The sequence below is a fragment of the Streptomyces sp. NPDC088246 genome, assembly GCF_044741025.1.
In the GTDB taxonomy this organism is placed as follows: Bacteria; Actinomycetota; Actinomycetes; order Streptomycetales; family Streptomycetaceae; genus Streptomyces.
Window position 1 is genome coordinate 218,048 of the sequence record NZ_JBIURV010000013.1, and the last position, 16,443, is coordinate 234,490.

The 16,443-nt window shown below is 69.6% G+C and carries 12 protein-coding genes, 1 tRNA gene and 3 pseudogenes; 9 read left to right on the top strand and 7 right to left on the bottom strand.

Annotated features, from left to right (window positions below; genetic code table 11):
- Positions 1 to 143: 143 nt before the first annotated feature.
- The gene (locus ACIPEK_RS20190; protein WP_401997766.1) at positions 144 to 968 is read left to right on the top strand and encodes a hypothetical protein; all 825 of its coding nucleotides are present in this window, start codon (positions 144 to 146) and stop codon (positions 966 to 968) included.
- Positions 969 to 1,221: 253 nt separating this feature from the next.
- Positions 1,222 to 1,596: pseudogene (locus ACIPEK_RS20195) on the top strand (recombinase RecQ); the annotation flags it as partial.
- Positions 1,597 to 1,786: 190 nt separating this feature from the next.
- Here ACIPEK_RS20195 and ACIPEK_RS20200 read toward each other — a convergent pair.
- A complete protein-coding gene (locus ACIPEK_RS20200) occupies positions 1,787 to 2,434 on the bottom strand; it encodes a LysR substrate-binding domain-containing protein (protein ID WP_401997769.1) in 648 nt (215 codons plus the stop codon).
- A gap of 609 nt (positions 2,435 to 3,043) precedes the next feature.
- Between ACIPEK_RS20200 and ACIPEK_RS20205 the strand changes: the two genes are divergently transcribed.
- Positions 3,044 to 5,089 carry a discoidin domain-containing protein gene (locus tag ACIPEK_RS20205; protein WP_401997772.1) on the top strand — a complete coding sequence of 682 codons (2,046 nt, stop codon included), beginning with the start codon at positions 3,044 to 3,046 and terminating at the stop codon, positions 5,087 to 5,089.
- A gap of 1 nt (position 5,090) precedes the next feature.
- Here the strand turns inward: ACIPEK_RS20205 and ACIPEK_RS20210 are convergent, their stop codons facing one another.
- Complete coding sequence (locus ACIPEK_RS20210; RefSeq protein ID WP_376294315.1) at positions 5,091 to 5,684, bottom strand: TetR/AcrR family transcriptional regulator; 594 nt, start codon at positions 5,682 to 5,684, stop codon at positions 5,091 to 5,093.
- Positions 5,685 to 6,003: 319 nt separating this feature from the next.
- Here ACIPEK_RS20210 and ACIPEK_RS20215 point away from each other — a divergent pair, with 319 nt between their 5' ends.
- Entirely contained in the window at positions 6,004 to 6,345 is a 342-nt protein-coding gene (locus ACIPEK_RS20215) for an FAD-dependent monooxygenase (protein ID WP_401997775.1), read from the top strand.
- Positions 6,338 to 6,949, top strand: a pseudogene (locus ACIPEK_RS20220) (FAD-dependent monooxygenase); the annotation flags it as partial. The gene ACIPEK_RS20215 and the pseudogene ACIPEK_RS20220, both read left to right, overlap by 8 nt.
- 87 nt (positions 6,950 to 7,036) lie before the next feature.
- Here the strand turns inward: ACIPEK_RS20220 and ACIPEK_RS20225 are convergent.
- Positions 7,037 to 7,594, bottom strand: a pseudogene (locus ACIPEK_RS20225) (transposase); the annotation flags it as partial.
- On the opposite strand from ACIPEK_RS20225, the gene ACIPEK_RS20230 reads away from it, so the two are divergent.
- The 3 genes from ACIPEK_RS20230 to ACIPEK_RS20240 are packed head-to-tail and all read left to right on the top strand — an operon-like array spanning position 7,506 to position 11,577.
- On the top strand, positions 7,506 to 9,491 hold the full coding sequence (locus ACIPEK_RS20230) for a protein-arginine deiminase family protein (RefSeq protein ID WP_401997778.1): 1,986 nt from the start codon (positions 7,506 to 7,508) through the stop codon (positions 9,489 to 9,491). The pseudogene ACIPEK_RS20225 and the gene ACIPEK_RS20230 overlap by 89 nt on opposite strands.
- Before the next feature lie 56 nt (positions 9,492 to 9,547).
- On the top strand, positions 9,548 to 10,903 hold the full coding sequence (locus tag ACIPEK_RS20235; protein WP_401997781.1) for a sensor histidine kinase: 1,356 nt from the start codon (positions 9,548 to 9,550) through the stop codon (positions 10,901 to 10,903).
- Positions 10,900 to 11,577 (top strand): response regulator, encoded by a 678-nt coding sequence (locus tag ACIPEK_RS20240; RefSeq protein ID WP_401997784.1) that lies wholly within the window; start codon positions 10,900 to 10,902, stop codon positions 11,575 to 11,577. Before ACIPEK_RS20235 ends, ACIPEK_RS20240 begins: the two co-directional genes overlap by 4 nt.
- A 377-nt stretch (positions 11,578 to 11,954) precedes the next feature.
- Here ACIPEK_RS20240 and ACIPEK_RS20245 read toward each other — a convergent pair whose 3' ends face one another.
- The 3 genes from ACIPEK_RS20245 to ACIPEK_RS20255 all read right to left on the bottom strand — a co-directional run bounded on the left by ACIPEK_RS20245 (position 11,955) and on the right by ACIPEK_RS20255 (position 14,403).
- The gene (locus ACIPEK_RS20245; protein ID WP_401997787.1) at positions 11,955 to 12,149 is read right to left on the bottom strand and encodes a hypothetical protein; all 195 of its coding nucleotides are present in this window, start codon (positions 12,147 to 12,149) and stop codon (positions 11,955 to 11,957) included.
- Between the two features lie 30 nt (positions 12,150 to 12,179).
- Positions 12,180 to 12,920: a transposase gene (locus ACIPEK_RS20250; RefSeq protein ID WP_401997790.1), complete on the bottom strand. Its 741-nt coding sequence runs from the start codon at positions 12,918 to 12,920 to the stop codon at positions 12,180 to 12,182.
- Positions 12,921 to 14,336: 1,416 nt separating this feature from the next.
- Positions 14,337 to 14,403: transfer RNA gene (locus ACIPEK_RS20255), tRNA-Arg, on the bottom strand.
- A 206-nt stretch (positions 14,404 to 14,609) separates the two neighbouring features.
- Between ACIPEK_RS20255 and ACIPEK_RS20260 the strand changes: the two genes are divergently transcribed.
- Positions 14,610 to 15,374, top strand: coding sequence for a GNAT family N-acetyltransferase (locus ACIPEK_RS20260; RefSeq protein ID WP_401997793.1), 765 nt, complete (start codon positions 14,610 to 14,612; stop codon positions 15,372 to 15,374).
- A 49-nt stretch (positions 15,375 to 15,423) separates the two neighbouring features.
- Here ACIPEK_RS20260 and ACIPEK_RS20265 read toward each other — a convergent pair.
- A protein-coding gene (locus tag ACIPEK_RS20265; protein ID WP_401997796.1) for an IS5 family transposase occupies positions 15,424 to 16,304 on the bottom strand; the annotation gives its coding sequence in 2 pieces (ribosomal slippage) (positions 15,424 to 15,906 and positions 15,909 to 16,304; 879 coding nt in all).
- Positions 16,305 to 16,443: the final 139 nt, after the last annotated feature.

A 16,443-nucleotide genomic window follows, 5' to 3' on the forward strand; every position in this document is an offset into this window, starting at 1 on the left:
TAAGGCGTCAATGGCGCGGACTGGTGGACTGAAACGGCGCGGGCCCGTCATTCCCGCCCCACGTGCTGCTCCATGATGTGCAACACCGCCGCCCCGACCGGTTTCTCCCACGTGCGGGTGGTGCCCGCGACTAGCCTCCGAACATGCTGCGTATCGCCGACACCCGCACCGGTCACCTCGTGGAGATCCCCGCCGCACCCCGCCGCCTGCTGCGCAGCTGCGTCCATCTGCCGGCCGTCGGCACCGGCAGCGGTCCGGTGTACCTGCGTGTGCCGCTGGTCGGCGACGTACTGGCGCGCACCGCGGAGCTGAACGGCCTGCAGGTCGTCACGGTCCTCACCACCCCGGACCTGACGCACGATCAGGTCCAGGCGCTCGAGCGCGTCATGACGGTGCTCGGCATCCATCCGCCCCTCCTCGTCGGAGGCCACCATCCGGACGGGGCACTCGGCGGCCCCGCCGACGTGCACGTGGTCGCCCAGGGCGCCGACACGGACGACGTCACGGGCGGGGTCCGGATCGATGTGGGGCAGGTCGGTACGGAGCTGCTGGACGATGGTGTCCCAGACCCCGGTCACCTTCTCTCCCCGGATCTTCCCGACGTACTCGTACCGGAGGTCGCCGATCCACTGGCCGTGCGCCTGCTGTTGCTCGGCCGTCCCTACGGCACACCTGTCACGGTCACCGGTGGAGCGCTGGCCGACGCCCGGCGCACACTGCGGCAGTGGCGTCAGCAGGTGGCCGACTGGGCGCAGAAGCCGTCCAGGCCGATCCCTGCCGACCTGCTGCGACAGTCGCACGCAGCGCTCGTCGACGATCTCGGTGTCGACGCCGTACTGGATCTGCTGGCCGATGTGGCGGGACGGTCCGATGTGCCGGCCGGTGCCAAGTTCGAGACCTTCGCCCATCTCGACCGCGTCCTCGGCCTGGACCTCGTCCGCGACGTCGGCCACCAGAGCCGTCCGTAACGGCCGACGGCCCCGTGAACAGGCAGACTGCCTGGACCGGGGCACCGTCGGATCACACCCCTGGATGTCGCGGAAGAGACCAGCGAGGCCCGTGACCTGCCGGTCTTGGTGTTTGAGAGTCGCTGACCTGCGGATATCGTCTTTCGGTTGTTTCAGGGTCGTGCCGGTTGATGCGGCCGAAAGTCCCAGAAAAGTCCCAGGGGTATCCCAAGGGCGATGGCTGATCTTTCGGCTTTGTGTAGTGGTTGGGTCCAGGTTGGCGGACATCGGCTGGGGCAACCGGCTGTGGCCGATCCTGTGGGCGCCGACGGCGAACGGGCAGGTTCCGGGCGACGCGCTGAACGCTGTCGTGGCCGTGTTGGCGGACTGGGCCCGTTCGCCGGGCGGCTGGGCCGGTGGCTCTCCTGACGCGGTGGCGCGGCCCGTGAAGGTTGTCGCCCTGCCATCCCGTACCCGCCCGCAGCTGGTCGCCTGACTGGCTGGGTGTGGCCCGTGTGGGCAGGCTGCCGCTGCTGGGCAGCCTGGGCTACACCCCGCACGCCGACGAACATGGTGCGCACCGCAGCAACTCCGCCCAGCGACTGCGTGCCCTGGCCAATCGTTCACCGTGCCCGACGAACTCGCCGCTGAGTTCACCCCGACGCAGTACGCGGGCCACCCTCGGGGTGGCTGAGGAGGGGCCGGGTCGCGACCCGGTTCGCCAGGCCCCTCAACACGGATTCACGGGTGGCCATCTTCTGGTTCCGGCCCAATGCCACGCTCGGTCACGCAGGCGACCCGGGGAAGACCGATCTGCCGATGCCGGGTTTAGACGCGGTCTATAGCAGCTCGAAGCCGGGTTCCTCGGTGGCGACGTGTTCGGCGGCCGTACGCAGCAGTTTCCGCAGCCACTGGTGCCCGCGGTCGTGGCCGTGATGTGGGTGCCACCAGAACGCCAATTCCAACGGGTTCGTCGGGAAGGGCGGGGTGAAGACCCGCAACCCCATCGTCCGCGCAGCGTGCTCGGCCAGCGATCGGTGCACCACCGCGACCCGATCGGTGCCACGCACGAAAGCCGGCATCGCCGAGAAGGTTCCGGCGGAGACCTCCACGCGCGGGGTGAGCCCGGAGAGCCGGACCTGCCGCATGACGATCGACGTGAAGTGGTCGGCCGTCGACGATCGGTCAGCGAAGACGGCCCAGGGCAGGGCTGCCGGCGTGTCCAGGTCGAGCACGTCCCCCACCCGGGGGTTGTCCGCGCCGACGACGCACCGCCACTCGGTGCTCAGCAGTTCCAGACGCGGGGGGCCGTGCAGCGCGCCGCGCGGGGCCAGCGCACCGTCCACGTTGCGCAGGCCCTCCATCGGCGCTTCGAGCTGGAAGTCGCGAGGCAGCTCGAAGCGGATCGAGGCGGACGGCGACTGCTCACTGAGCAGGCGACTGGTCGCCGGGCCCATCGCCTCGAGCCAGAAATCGCTGGCCAGCACCGTGAATTCGCGATGCGCCGTAAGGGGATCGAACTCGGCCTGGCTGTGGGGGCCCTCCTGTTGCGTCGGTGATGTCCGTCCTTGAAGAGGGGCAGACGGAGTATTCAAGAGGACCCGGACTTGAGGAAGGTGGCCGAGGTGACGGTCGAGCAAAATGTGGGCGGCTGGTGTGCGGGCCGTCAGCGCGTCGTGGGGGGAGGGATTCCGGAGCCGTTCGGCCGCCGGGGCCAAGGCGCTGATCAAATGTTCGGGACCGTTCATGGGCTGGATGCTGCTCGTCGCTCCGGCGGTCGGCGCTCTGAAGATCGTGCCGCAGCCATGGAACGTGGAGGCCGTCCCGTTCGCGTTCGGAGCGCGGGAGGCACCCCAATGTCACCCCCCACCGACATCGGCCGGCACCCGCTTGCGCGAGGTGCCATCGCGTGAGTTCCCCGGCCCCGAAGACAGGCCGTCCCGAGAGGGCTTTCTTCAGCCGGCCGAGTTGACGGGATATCAAATAGGTCATCTGTCCGGAACTCTTGACTCGTTGTCAGGTCCGCGCCATCCTCGATGGGACCTACGCGCGAGTAAGTTGGCGCGCGCCCATCCCGGACAGCGAAGGTAGCCCGGATGACCCCCCTCCGCAGACGTGGACTGTTTGCCGTTGTCGTCACCCTCCTGCTGGCTCTCGGTGTGGGCTCCCCGCCCGCCGTCGGAGCCGACACCCCCTGGTGGGAGCCCACGGCGCGGCCGACCGCCGATTCACAGATCAACGTCACCGGCGAACCCTTCCGCGGCACGGACAGTCAGGGCCGGGTCCGTGGCTTCGTCGACGCGCACAATCACGTGATGTCCAACGAGGGCTTCGGCGGCCGCATCATCTGCGGCAAGCCGTTCTCCGAAGCGGGCATCGCCGACGCCCTCGCGGACTGCCCCGAGCACTATCCCGACGGCTCGCTCGCCCTCTTCGAGAACGTCACCGGTGGTTCGGACGGCCACCACGACCCGGTGGGCTGGCCGACGTTCAAGTCCTGGCCCGCCCACAACTCCCTGAGCCATCAGCAGAATTACTACGCGTGGCTGGAGCGCACCTGGCGCGGCGGCCAGCGGATCCTGGTCAACGACCTGGTCACCAACGGCCTGTTGTGCTCGATCTACGTCAGGGACCGCGGCTGCAACGAAATGGACGCCATCCGTCTCGAAGCCCGCAAGACCTACGAGATGCAGGACTACATCGACAAGATCTACGGCGGAACGGGTAAGGGCTTCTTCCGTATCGTCACCGACTCCACCCAGGCCCGCCAGGTCGTCGCGGAGGGCAAGCTCGCCGTGGTGCTCGGCGTCGAGACCTCGGAGCCCTTCGGCTGCAAGCAGATCCTCGACGTCCCCCAGTGCAGCCAGGCCGACATCGACAGCGGTCTGGACGAGCTGTACAAGCTCGGTGTGCGCAGCATGTTCCTGTGCCACAAGTTCGACAACGCCTTGTGCGGGGTGCGGATGGACTCCGGCACCATCGGAACGGCCGTGAACATCGGCCAGTTCCTCTCCACCGGCACCTTCTGGAGTACGGAGAAGTGCAGCGGTCCGCAGCACGACAACCCCGCCGGTAACGTGGCCGCCCCGGCCGAGGTGACCAAGCTGCTGCCCGCCGGCACCAAGGTGCCCGCATACGACAGCAGCGCGCAGTGCAACACCCGTGGGCTGACCCGCCTCGGCGAGTACGCCGTCAAGGGGCTGATGAAGCGCAACATGATGTTCGAGGCCGACCACATGAGCGTCAAGGCGGCCGGCCGCGCCCTGGACCTGCTGGAGTCGGCGAACTACCCCGGCGTGCTCTCCAGCCACAGCTGGATGGACGACGGCTGGCTGGAGCGCGTCTACCGCCTCGGCGGCTTCAAGGCCTCGTACATGTCCAGCGCCGACAGCTTCGCCAAGGAATCCGCCGCCACCAGGGCGCTGCGCCAGAAGTACGGCGTCGGAGTCGGCTACGGCACCGACATGAACGGCGTCGGCGGCTGGCCGGGACCGGTCGGACCCAGCGCCCCCAACGCGGTCAAGTATCCCTTCCGCAGCGCCGACGGCGGCTCCGTCATCGACCGTCAGCAAACCGGCCAGCGCACCTGGGACTTCAACACCGACGGTGCGGCCCATGTCGGGATGGTGCCCGACTGGATCGAGCAGATCCGGCTCAGCGGCGGCAAGGACACCGTGCAGGACCTGCTCGACGGCGCGGAGTCCTACCTCCACACCTGGAAGGCGACCGAACTCCACAAGCCCGCACCCAACCTCGCCGCCGGCGCCGCGGCGAGCGCCGGTGAAACGGAGTGGAACCCGTTCACCAGCTACGCCGCCGAGAAGGCCGTGGACGGCGACACCGGCACGAGATGGGCGAGCGGCTGGTCGGACGACCAGTGGCTGCGGCTCGATCTGGGCAGCTCCCGTACGGTCGGCAAGGTCTCCCTGGACTGGGAACAGGCCTATGCGCGGGCCTACCGGATCGAGGTCTCGGACGACGGGACCACGTGGCGGACCGTGTGGTCCACGGACAGCGGGGACGGAGGCCTGGACAACGCGGTGTTCAGCCCGGTGCAGGCGCGGTACGTCCGTATCCAAGGCGTGACGCGGGCTACCAAGTACGGCTACTCGATCAACGAGGCAGCGGTGTACAGCCGCTGAGCTACTCCCGCACCAACGTCAGGATCTGGTCCGCGACGATGTCCAGCACGTCGCCCGCCTTCTCCTCGTCGCCCAGCACGAGGAAGTTGAGGGTGAGCCCGTCGGTCAGCGCGGCCAGATACCTGGCGGCCGCGGGCTCGGGCACCGTCAGCTCCACGCCGAGGACCGAGGGGAGCTGACGGATCACTTTGGTGTGTGCCGTGAGATAGCGCTCGTACTGCCGCCGGGCGAGATGCTCATAGCCGGGCTCCCGCAGGGCGTACTGGGTGAGTTCGTACGTCAGCATGTGCTCGCCGGGATTGGCCAGCACATGATCCCAGTACGCCTGGAGCCCGGCGCGGATCGTCTCGCGCAGGGTGGGCCTGCGGATGAGCGTGGTGAGGACATCCGACTCGGAGTGCTCGGAGATGGTGTCCATCACCGCTTCGAGCAACTCCTGCTTGGAGTCGAAGCAGTAGTGGAAAACGCTCAGCGAGACACCCGCCTCCGCCACGACGGACCGCGTCGTGGTCTTCGCGACGCCGTCGCGGGCCATCACCCGGATCGCGGCCTCGACCAGTTGCCTGCGCCGCTGCGCCGACGGCATCCGCCCCATGGCGCCTCCTCCCCTGACCGGCGCAAGCATACGCCGCGGGGGGCGCGCGGCAGCGGGCTGCGAGGCCATGCGGCCCCACAGGTCATCGAACACCCGACAGATCCTGCCGGTGCATCACACAACCGCCAGGAATCACAACGAACTTCATTCCGAAGCGATCAGTCAGCAGCGGATCAGGGACCGGGGCCGACAGGCGGTCAGGGACAGAGCTGCTGCGGCGCCGAACCGGCCCCGTCCGGCGCGGTGGCCCCGTCCGGCATCATGGTCGTGCGTCTCACCGAGGTGCTTCGGTCGCAGTGAAAAAGGCAGGGGCAGGCGGATGAGGGTCACCATCGTGGGCGGCGGCATCGCCGGGCTGACCTGCGCCCTGGGCCTGCACGCCGCCGGTTTTGAGCCGCGGGTGATGGAGGCGGCGCGGACCATCGAGGCCGTCGGGGTGGGGATCAACCTGCTGCCGCATGCCGTACGGGAGCTCGCCGAGCTCGGTCTGGCCGATGAACTGGCGGCCGTCGCGCTGCCTCCGCATCGGCTGAGTTACCGCGACCGGGCGGGCGAACCGGTGTGGGAGGAGCCACTCGGACTCGCGGCCGGCTACCACTGGCCGCAGTACTCCGTTGCACCGTGGCCGCCTGCACGTGATGCTATTGGCGGCGATGCGTGAGCGCCTGGGGCCGGACGCTGTCCGCACCGGTCTGAAGTTCCAGCGCCTCGATCAGGCGGCGGGCGGCGTCCGGGCACACTTCCTGGACCGGTCGAGCGGCGAGTCGACGGTTGAGGACGCCGACTTGCTGGTCGGCTCCGACGGCATCGACTCCGCGGTCCGTGCCCAGCTCCACCCGCACGAGACTCCTTCCCACTGGAACGGCGTCCACATGTGGCGCGGTGTCGCACGGTACCGGCACATCTTCGACGGCCGTTCGATCGTGGTCGCCGGGGGCACCCCCGGTGCGAAATTTGTCGCCTACCCGATCGAGGACCCGTCGACCGAGGGCGGCGAAGCCCTGATGAACTGGGTGCTGGAGGTACGGCACGGGCCGTCCGGCAGACCGCTGGACCGCTCGAACCGTCGCATCACGACGGCGGAGGCCCGCGCCGGCCTGGCGGACTGGAGCCTGCCGTGGATAGACCTGACGACGCTGGTCGAGCGTTCCCCGGCGATCTTCGAGTACCCGATGCTCGACCGCGACCCACTGCCGCGCTGGAGCTTCGGACGGGTCACCCTGCTCGGTGACGCCGCACACCCGATGTTCCCGATGGGCATGAACGGCGGATCGCAGTCCCTCATCGACGCCCGCGTACTGGCCCGGTGCCTGGCCCGGGAGTGTGACCCCGTAGCCGCGCTCCGCCGCTACGACAGAGATGTCCCAGTCGATCTCACCAACCGCGTCGGCCTCGGCCTGGACCTGCTGGAGCAGACGTTCCCAAGTTCCGTCGCCCGACCACAGGCGATGGCGCTCGTAGACGGTCTTCCACGGTCCGAACCGCTCGGGCAAGTCACGCCACTGCACCCCAGTCCGTACCCGGTGCAGAATCCCGTTGATCACCTGCCGGTGATCCCGGACCGAGCAACAGCCGTGGGAGGTCGGCGAGGACCTCACGCTGGGTGTCGTCAAGCGGTCCGAGGCGCTCCTGGTGTGACGGGGCGGCTGGAGGAACGGTGGCTGTGGACGGTGCTGCCGGCGGGATGCTGCTTGCCTCGCCGGGCCCGCGCACGTCCCGGTCGGCCGATCCGCCGAAAGGATGAGGCGGCCGTCGCCTCCGGCGCGGGAACCAGCCATCGGGTGGATGTCCCGTCCACGGTCCGTGGCCGAGGGTGGGGCCATGGACGACGAAACACTGTTGGCTCTCTCGGCCACCGGCTCCGGCACGGTCGGGCGCCCGCGCCACCGGCGCTGCCGCCTTGTGCCCATGAGCGCGGGTGCACTGGGAACCGCTCTCCTCACGGTCGTGACCGGGACGTTCCCGGCACAACCGGCGCACGCCGCGCCTCCCGGACCGGTGATCCGAGCGGATACGAACCGGGACGGCCTGATCACTCCGGACGACGATGCCGGCAAGGGCACCTGGACCCGCCGCCGCGGTGCGCTCATGCTGCCCAACGTGGACGACGACCAGCGGCGTTGCCCCACCGCGGGCCCCGGAGGCGCGCGGTTGCCCGACAAGCGCCTGGCGGACTGCAACGATGCCACGGACACCGTGGTCAACGGCCCTGCCGACCTCGCGGACCTCGCGCCGGTGCACACCAACGCCGTCCCGCGCGCCATGGCCGGCACCACCGCCACCGTCGCTGCCGACCCGGCCTCCCGGAAGCATGTCCGGATCTTCGCCGAGCGCCGTGGCCGTATGGTTCCGCTGAGGCCCGACGACCGGCTGACCACCGACGAACTGCGCCACGGCATCCGGCTGGGCGTGGAGGCCAAGGATTTCGTACGCGACCCCAAGAAGTGGGCGGGCTTCACCGACATCGTTCTCAAGGTGGAACGCGGTGGCGCCATGACCGAGGACCGAGTACGACTACGGGTCGCGCCACTCGTGTTCCAGCACGACCTGATGCCGATACAGCACATGATGACGGCCGATCACAGCACTGAGCCGGCCGAGGTGGAGCGCGGCAAGCACTACGATCCCGCCGTGCAGCCACGGCCCGTGCGACCGGGGGAAGCCGCGTTCCGCCGCGATCTGCGACGCGGTCTCGACCGGGCCGGGCTGCCCGCCCCGCTGTACAACTACCCCACCGGCGGCGATGTCTGGATGCAGGACCTGTTCAAGGCCGCCTACGCGTCCATCCCCGCGCCGGGCGGCCGTGAACACCGCGTCACCGTCATCCTGCGGTCCGCGGACGTGATGCCCGGCACGGCCACACCCGCTTTCCCGCTCAGGGACGCCTCGCGGAGCGTGTTCCCGCTGCTCCGCGGTCCCGGCACGGGTGTGATTCAGCAGTACGATCCCCAGCGCGTCGGCAGCGACGACAGCCTCTACTACGGTTCGTTCAGCTCCACCGGAAACTTCGGCACCGTCCCGCCGTACACCTGGCGAGGCCACCGCTACCCGGTGGGCCGGGTCATCTACGGTGGTACGGGAGGCAAGGAATCCCCGGACGCCTCCTTCACCCGGATGCTCGCCGCGCAGGGCTACCAGCGGCCGATATCGGTGGACACCAGCTGGCTGGGGGTCGGTCACATCGACGAGTTCCTGTCCTTCGTCCCGGCCAGGAACGACCGGGGCTGGGTGGCCGTTGTCGCCGACCCCGACTTGGGACGGAAACTGCTGGAAGATCTCGTGGAGCGCGGCCAGGGCGGGGAGTCGCTGGTCCGCGGAATCGCTCCGGAGGACACCGAGGATCCCCGTCTCACGGTCGCCGACGCGTTGCGCAAGCCCTCACTGACCCAGGGCACGGAGATCGCCCGCAAGGGCATCGACTCCGCTCTGCGTACCCTTCGCGAGCAAGCGGGGCTGACGGAACGCCATGTCGTCCGTGTTCCCGCTCTCTTCAACCGGCTCGACGTGCCCGCCGGGTATCCGCGCCGGGACGTGGTTGCCAACTACCTGCCCGGCGCGGCCAACGGCGTGAGCACCGGCACCGGGGTCTACCTGGCGCCACGCCAGCACGCCCCGGAAAGGGACGGCCGGGACGTCTTCGAGCGGGCGGCCGAGAAGGCCCTGAGCGGCACGGGCACCCGGATCATCTGGGTGGAGGACTGGGCCTACTCGCACCACCTCGGCACCGTCGGCGGGGAAGTGCACTGCGCGACCAACGCTCTGCGAAGCCTGTCCGGGACCCGGCCGTGGTGGACCGAGCGGGACTGATCCCGGTCCCGGGGCGCCATCCGCGCGAACCACCGCGTCTCATAGGGTCGATGCTCATGAGCGATCGACACCTGCCCGTCCTGCGCGTCCTCGGCGGGCTTCTGTTCCTGGGCCTGTCCACCGCCGCGTGGGCGACCGCGTCCACCGCGGGTGAAGCGATCGTCGCCGTGGGTCTGGTGACGGCCGGTACGGCAGTGGCGGCGGCGGCCCGCCTGCCGCTGCCTCCTGCAGCCCGGCGGCCGTGGCTTGCCGCCGCTGCCTCCTTGGTGTTGACGGCCTGCTTCCAGGGGCCGGTTGTCAATGCCACGGGCTGGTGGTGGGCCGTGGAGACGTGCGCGCTGCTCGCTCTTCTGGTGCCGACGGTGCGCCGGATGAACGGGCGGGCCGGGGCGATCGCATGCGCCATGGTGCTCGGCGCGGCGGTCGCGGTGCTGCCGCTGCGGATCGGCCTGCATCTGACGCCGCCTGCGGCAGCGGCGGAGATCGGCGTGCTGTGCCTGTTCTGGTCCCTGCTGGCGGCGGGCGCCGCGGCGCTGGGCGGGTATTTGCGCGGCCAGGACTCCAGGAGGCGCCGGGCGCTCGCGGACCAGCGTCGTGAGCAGCTTCTCGAAGTGGCCCGTGATCTGCACGACTTCGCTTCGCACGATGTCATGGGGGTGGTGGTCCTTGTCCAAGCCGCTCGGCTCCTGGCGCGCGAGGACCCCGAGCGGGCCGTGGAATTGCTGCCGCGGATGGAGGAGGCGGGTATGCAGGCGCTGGCCGCGATGGACCGCACGGTCCGGACGCTCAACGCACAGGAGGACCGGGACCGTGAAGGGGATGCTGCCGGTTCGGGCGACGCCGCCGAGCCGTCCGGACGGCCGCCCCGCGCGCAGTGCGCCGCGCGCACCCGCGACCGTCAGCGCGACCTCGGCGAACTGCCCGTCCTGGCAGCCCGGTTCACCCGCACCGGCACCGTTCCGGCCCGGCTCGATGTGCCCGCCGGTGTGCTGGAAGGGTTACCCGCACAGGTCAGCGCGACCGGATACCGCATCGTGATGGAATCCCTCACCAACGTGCGCCGCCACGCTCCCGCTGCCGTCACCGTCCGCATCGCCGCCCGGCGGGTTCCGTACGGCGGCGGTACGGCCCTTCATCTCACTGTCACCGATGCCGCTGAGGCCGGGGCCCGGGCCCGGGCCGCCGAGCGGACCTCTCCGCTCCCGGAGCGCTCACGGGGCGGTCTCGGACTGGCGGGCCTCACCGACCGCGCCGAGGCTCTCGGCGGCACGCTGACTGCGGGGCCGCACGGGACCGCGGGCTGGCAGGTCGCGGCCACGCTCCCGCTGCCCGACAGCGCGGCACCGACCAGCGGCCGGCACGAACGTACGGCCGCCGCCCGGCACACGGCACCCGAGGGGACCGTCGTATGAGCGGCAACGGCACCATCCGGATTCTGCTGGCGGACGATCAGGAGACCATCCGCGCCGGTTTCCGCCTCGTCCTGGACGCCCAACCCGACATGACCGTGATCGGCGAGGCGGCAGACGGTGTCACCGCGCTGGGCGCCGCCCTGAGGCTCCGCCCCGACGTGCTCCTCGCGGACATCCGGATGCCGGGTCTCGACGGCCTGGAACTGACTCGGCGGCTCGCCGGACCCGGCGCGGACCCGCCGCTACGGGTCGTCGTGGTCACCACCTTCGACCTCGACGCGTACGTACACACCGCGCTCCGCGCCGGAGCCTCGGGTTTCCTGCTGAAACGCTCCGGACCGACGCTGCTGGTCGAAGCGGTACGTGCGGCGATGTCCGGCGACGCCCTCATCAGCCCGCAGATCACCGCGCGCATGCTGCACCGGCTCGTCCCACCGGTGCTCGGGGAGGGGAAGCCGTCCCCCGAGCCGCTGACGCCGCGCGAGGAGGAGGTCGCGGCGCTGGTGGCCGGGGGGCTGTCCAACACCGACATCGGCGAGGAGCTGTTCATCTCGCTCGCCACCGTCAAGTCCCATGTGGCCAGCCTCCAGCGCAAGTTGGACGTCCGTAACCGGGTCGGCATCGCCGCCTGGGCCTGGGAGTCCGGTCTGGCACCCACCGATCAGGTCCGCTAGCGGTGGTTTGTTAGACCGGGGAGCAGAGATCGAGTGGGTGGCCTGCGCCTACGGCGTTGATCAGGGCTTGAAGTTCGGATGGCGGGGGTGCGTTGCTCCAGGCTCGCCAGCAGCGTTGGAGGGTGGTCCAGGGGTCGAGCCAGGCCCGGACGGCGCGAATCGCCTGCGGCCAGCTTGCCGGTTGGGGCTGGTGGGGTCTGCTGGGGCCCCCTCTCAGCCAGTCCGGTTGGTGTGGCAGCCGGCCGGGCCGCTGGGACGGCGACGGGATCCGGGTCCGGAGGCTGAGTGAACCAGGTGTCCCAGCAGAACGAGAACGCGCAGGTGACCAGGGTCTGGTGGCGGCGGATGGCGGTATCGGAACGGACTTGGAAGTCGGCCTACCCGAGTTCGTCCTTGACCTGTTTGTAGCTTTGCTCGATCCAGTGTCGGATGCCGTAGATCCGGACGACTTCGTGCAGGCCGGCGGCCGGTTCGGGGTTGTCGGCCTCGCGGGGACCGCCGGGGCGGGGCAGGTCGGTGGCCAGGTGCCAGGTGGCTTGCGGGGGCAGCGCGGCCGGGTCGGTGGTGGCCACGACCAGGCGGACGTTCCCGTCGGGTCCCCATCAGCCGAGGCGGGCGTCGGCGGCCCACCAGGTCTCGGTGTGCCCGTCACGGAAGGTTCGCTCGACGGCGGTCCAGTCACCCGGGTGCTCGGGGTCCGTCCAGGTCAAGGCGTGGGCGGCATCGACGGGAGTGTAGGCGTCCTTGCCGTGGGCCCAGGTGCCGTGGCTCGGTTCGAGAGCCATGACGAACGGCAGTCCAGCCGCGGCGAGTTGTCTGCGGATGCCGTCCTGGTCGCCGTAGGCGCAGTCGGCGACCACGGCCCGGAAGGCCACCCCGGCAGCCTTCGCGGCGCGGGCCAGTTCTGCGGCGATCTGCAGCTTGGTGCGGAAGCCGGGGTCGCTCTTGCCCTTGGGGAAGTGATGGGCCGGGCTGTAGGGCACGGCGTGCAGCGGGTAGTAGAGGTTCTCATCGGCCCAGCAGGTGGTCACGGTGACGATGCCGTTGTCGGTCTTGCCCAGCCGGCCCAGCCACTGCCGTCCGATGTGCGCGGTCGCCTTCCCGTCCTTACGGTCCCCGGAGTCGTCGATCACCAGCACCCCGCCCGCGTGCGGCGCGGTCGCGGGATCGGCCAGCAGCAGTTCCACCCTGCGGGTGTTGACCCGCTCGTGGTCCCAGGTCGACTCGGACAGGAAGAACTGCAGCCGCTGCACCGAGGGGTGCTGGGCCCCGACGACGGGTTCGGTGCCGGCCAGGCAAGCACGTACACAGCACAGCGTGATGTTGTCGCCCGCCGTCTCCACGGCAGCAGGCGTCGGGAGTCTGGCCCTCGCTGCCGTGGCGAGTGGAACAGCCTCCTGCTGGTAGTGCAGGGGCGGGTGGCGCCCGGCTGGGGGGTGAGTGCAGCTCTCCTTGGCATGGCGCTCGTTCTCCGATGGACCCTCACCCGGGTGGGCCGCCCGGCGGGTGCTTCGAGCCTCCGCGGAAGCGAGCCACGCACAGGACCGGCGGGACTGGCCACGCGGGCACTCACCGGGCCCCTCCACTTCAGCAAAACGCATCGACGAAGCAGCGGCCCTTCCCTCACCGGCGGTTGTGTTGTCCGTCCGGCTCAAGCAGTACTACGGCCGCCTCCGACGCCCACCCGGCCCACTTCCCCTTTCCCGGGCTGCACCCGGATATAGGTCGCGATGCTTCCGGCAGCACTCCTGCCGCATGCTGCCGGGCCGGGGAGGGCCTCCCCAGTTCCCGCCGTCACCGTCGAAACGTTCCGTGCCCCATACGCCGGGGAGTCCCTCCCGGCACCCATCCAGGATCTTCACCGCTTCCGTGGCCTTCGCCCTGATTTCGGGGGCTCGGCTCTCCCTGTCCCCACCCTCACGGGCGGGCCTCTAACGACGCCGCAGGCTTCGCGTGATGCTACGGACCGCTTCTTCGCTCGCCCTTCACAGGGCTATCGACGCTGGACTTCGACGCCGGGCGTTTCCTCCCGACGCCGCCAGCCTGCTACCGGGCCTCCTGGCAGCTACCCGGGCCGGACTCACACCCGCAGGTGACGACGAGCTGACGAACCAGCGATCAACCAACTACATGGCCAACCTCCAAGTCCTGCTGGGCGTACGAAAGCGCGAGGTTAGTACTCCGGCTGTAGATCGTGATCTTCACGCTTGCGCGGCTTGTCGCCGGTAGTGGCTGGCCTGGGATCGGGCCTGATGGCGGCGTCGCCAGTCGGACCGGGGTGGGCGCCCTCTATATCCCGGGGCGGCGGTGCCCTCCCTGGCGGCGTGAACGCGACCTCCTGGCGACTGCCGCTTCGCAGCGGCTCGCCCTGCACCCCGCTGCCGCATCCCATCGGCGGGGCTCTCTTCTCACGGGACGTCATCGAGGGTTCACTTGCGTTCGCCCGTCCGGCCTTCCCCTTGCCTGTCGCCCTCGGATGGAACGAAGGCTCTTGGGCTTCCCCCCGGAGCTCCGCACCCCGCCGTTGCCAGCGACGCACGTCCAGGTGGGGACGGGTCATCGGACACGGACCCGGGACTACCCTGTCGTCGGCACCATCGTCGACCCCCTCTCCAAGAGCACCCACTCGCCACACGCGACCTCATGTCGCACCTTCACCTGGAGAGTGCTTCTTTCATGCGACGACCTGGACCCTAGACAAGTCCCGTCGTTGCAGGTCAGGGACTGATCAGAGGGCCTATTCGACACCCTGCTTGAGGTGCCCCCGGCAGGATTCGAACCTGCGCACACGGCTCCGGAGGCCGTTGCTCTATCCCTTTGCGTGGCGGGGTGTCGCGCCGTGCAGGGCCGGGCCAAGTGCGCTGGCGGTCAGCCGGAACACAGTGGAATCTAGGCCGTGTATCGAATGTGCTGGTCGCCAGCGCGACAGCGTCGGCGGACGACCCGAAATCGCATGCGATCTTCGCCCAGTCATGCTGGGATCAATCGCTATGAATGATCATTTCCTCAATGAAGCCGACTTGATGGACAGGATGGAACGGAACCTGGCGGAACATGCCTGTCACCTGCATCGGAGCATGACTGGTGCGGCCGTCACAGAGGCTGGTGACCTCCTGGTCGCCGACAGCGGCCTGGACGACGACACTTTCAACATCGTTGCCGCGGCCCGCTTCACCGCTGCCACCGCCCCGGCACGTATCACCGAGACCGCTCGGACGCTGGCCCGCACTGGCCGCCGTTTCTCCTGGTGGGTGGGGCCTGCCTCGACACCACTGGACCTCACCGCCCGCCTGGCGGCGGCCGGTCTGTCGGCGTCCGAACGCGAGACGGCCATGTGGGCCGAGCTGGACGACACCCTGCCACTGCCCGCCGTCCAAGGACTGGACATCCAGACGGTGGCCACGCCCGAACAGCTTGCCGACTACGCCACGGTTCTCGCGGCGAACTGGGACCCGCCTGCTGACACCGTCCGCCGCTTCTTCGCCCAGGCCGCCCCGCAGGCACTGGCCGCGCACTGCCCGGCCCGGTACCTGGTCGGCTACATGGAGAGCCGTCCGGTCTGTTCGGCTGAAGTGTTTCATCACGCGGGGGTCGCCGGTATCTACAACATCTCCACCCTGGCCGCCCACCGCCGACGTGGCTACGGCGGTGCTATCACGCTCGCGGCACTCCGCACGGCCCGCGACCGAGATCACCGCATCGCGGTCTTGCAGGCGTCAGCCGACGGCGAGCCCGTCTACCGCCGCCTGGGGTTCCGCTCCTGTGGCCAGTTCACCGAACACACCATCAACCCCTGAACCACCTAAACTCCACTGGCCCTCCGCCCGGCTTTCCTGACGGTGCTGGTCACAGCCACTCGTTGATGGCCGCTACGAGGACAGTGGCCTCGTAGCGGACCGCGAGCTTGTCGTATCTCGTGGCCACAGCGCGGTGCCTTTTGAGGCGATTAATGCCGCACTCGACCGCGTGCCGAGCCTTGTAGTCCTCGGCGTCGAACTTGGGCGGCTGGCCACCACGCGAGCCGAGCTTCTTGCGGTTGCGGGTCTGGTCGGCCTTGTCCGGGATGGTGCAGCGGATGCCGCGTCGGCGCAGGTAGGCGCGGTTCTTTCGGGACGCGTACGCTTTGTCGGCGCGGACCCGGTCGGGCCGGGTCCGCGGACGCCCCGAACCCAGGCGGGCGACGTGGACCTTCTTCAAAACGGGCTCGAACTGAGGGGAGTCGCCGCGCTGTCCGGCGGTGATCACGATGGACATGGGCCTTTGCCCCTGCTCGGCGGCCAAGTGCAGCTTGGTCGTCAGGCCGCCGCGCGAGCGACCGAGGCCGTGGTCGTCGGGCTCGACGGTGATACCGCCGGGAGGCTCCTTCTGAAGGTCCCCTTTTTCCTCGCCCCGGCGGCGTGCTGGTGGGCCCGGCACACGGTGGAGTCGATGTTGAGGTCCCAGGTGATGAGCTTCTTGGCGTCGGCCTGGGCCTGGGCCTGCAACTCGGCGAAGATCCGCTGCCAGGTGCCGTCCCGTTGCCAGCGGCGGAACAGGTCGTACACCCGGGCCCAGGGCCCGTACCGCTCCGGCACATCCCGCCACGGGACGCCCGTGCGGGTACGAAACCGTATGCCGTCGATCAGCTGTCGCCTGGTCCATATCCGCGGACGACCCGGCTTCCTGCCCCTGGGCAACACCGGCTCCAAGCGGGCCCACTGCGTATCCGTCAGATCTCCACGCGCCACAGAACCAGATCATCTCACCTCGAGATCCACTTCCGATACACGCCCTAGCTTGATCTTTAACCTCGGAGGTCGAACGACTCGTCGTACTTGATCACTCGGACTGGTAACTGCCGTACGTGCAGGCGGCCTTCGGCTGAGC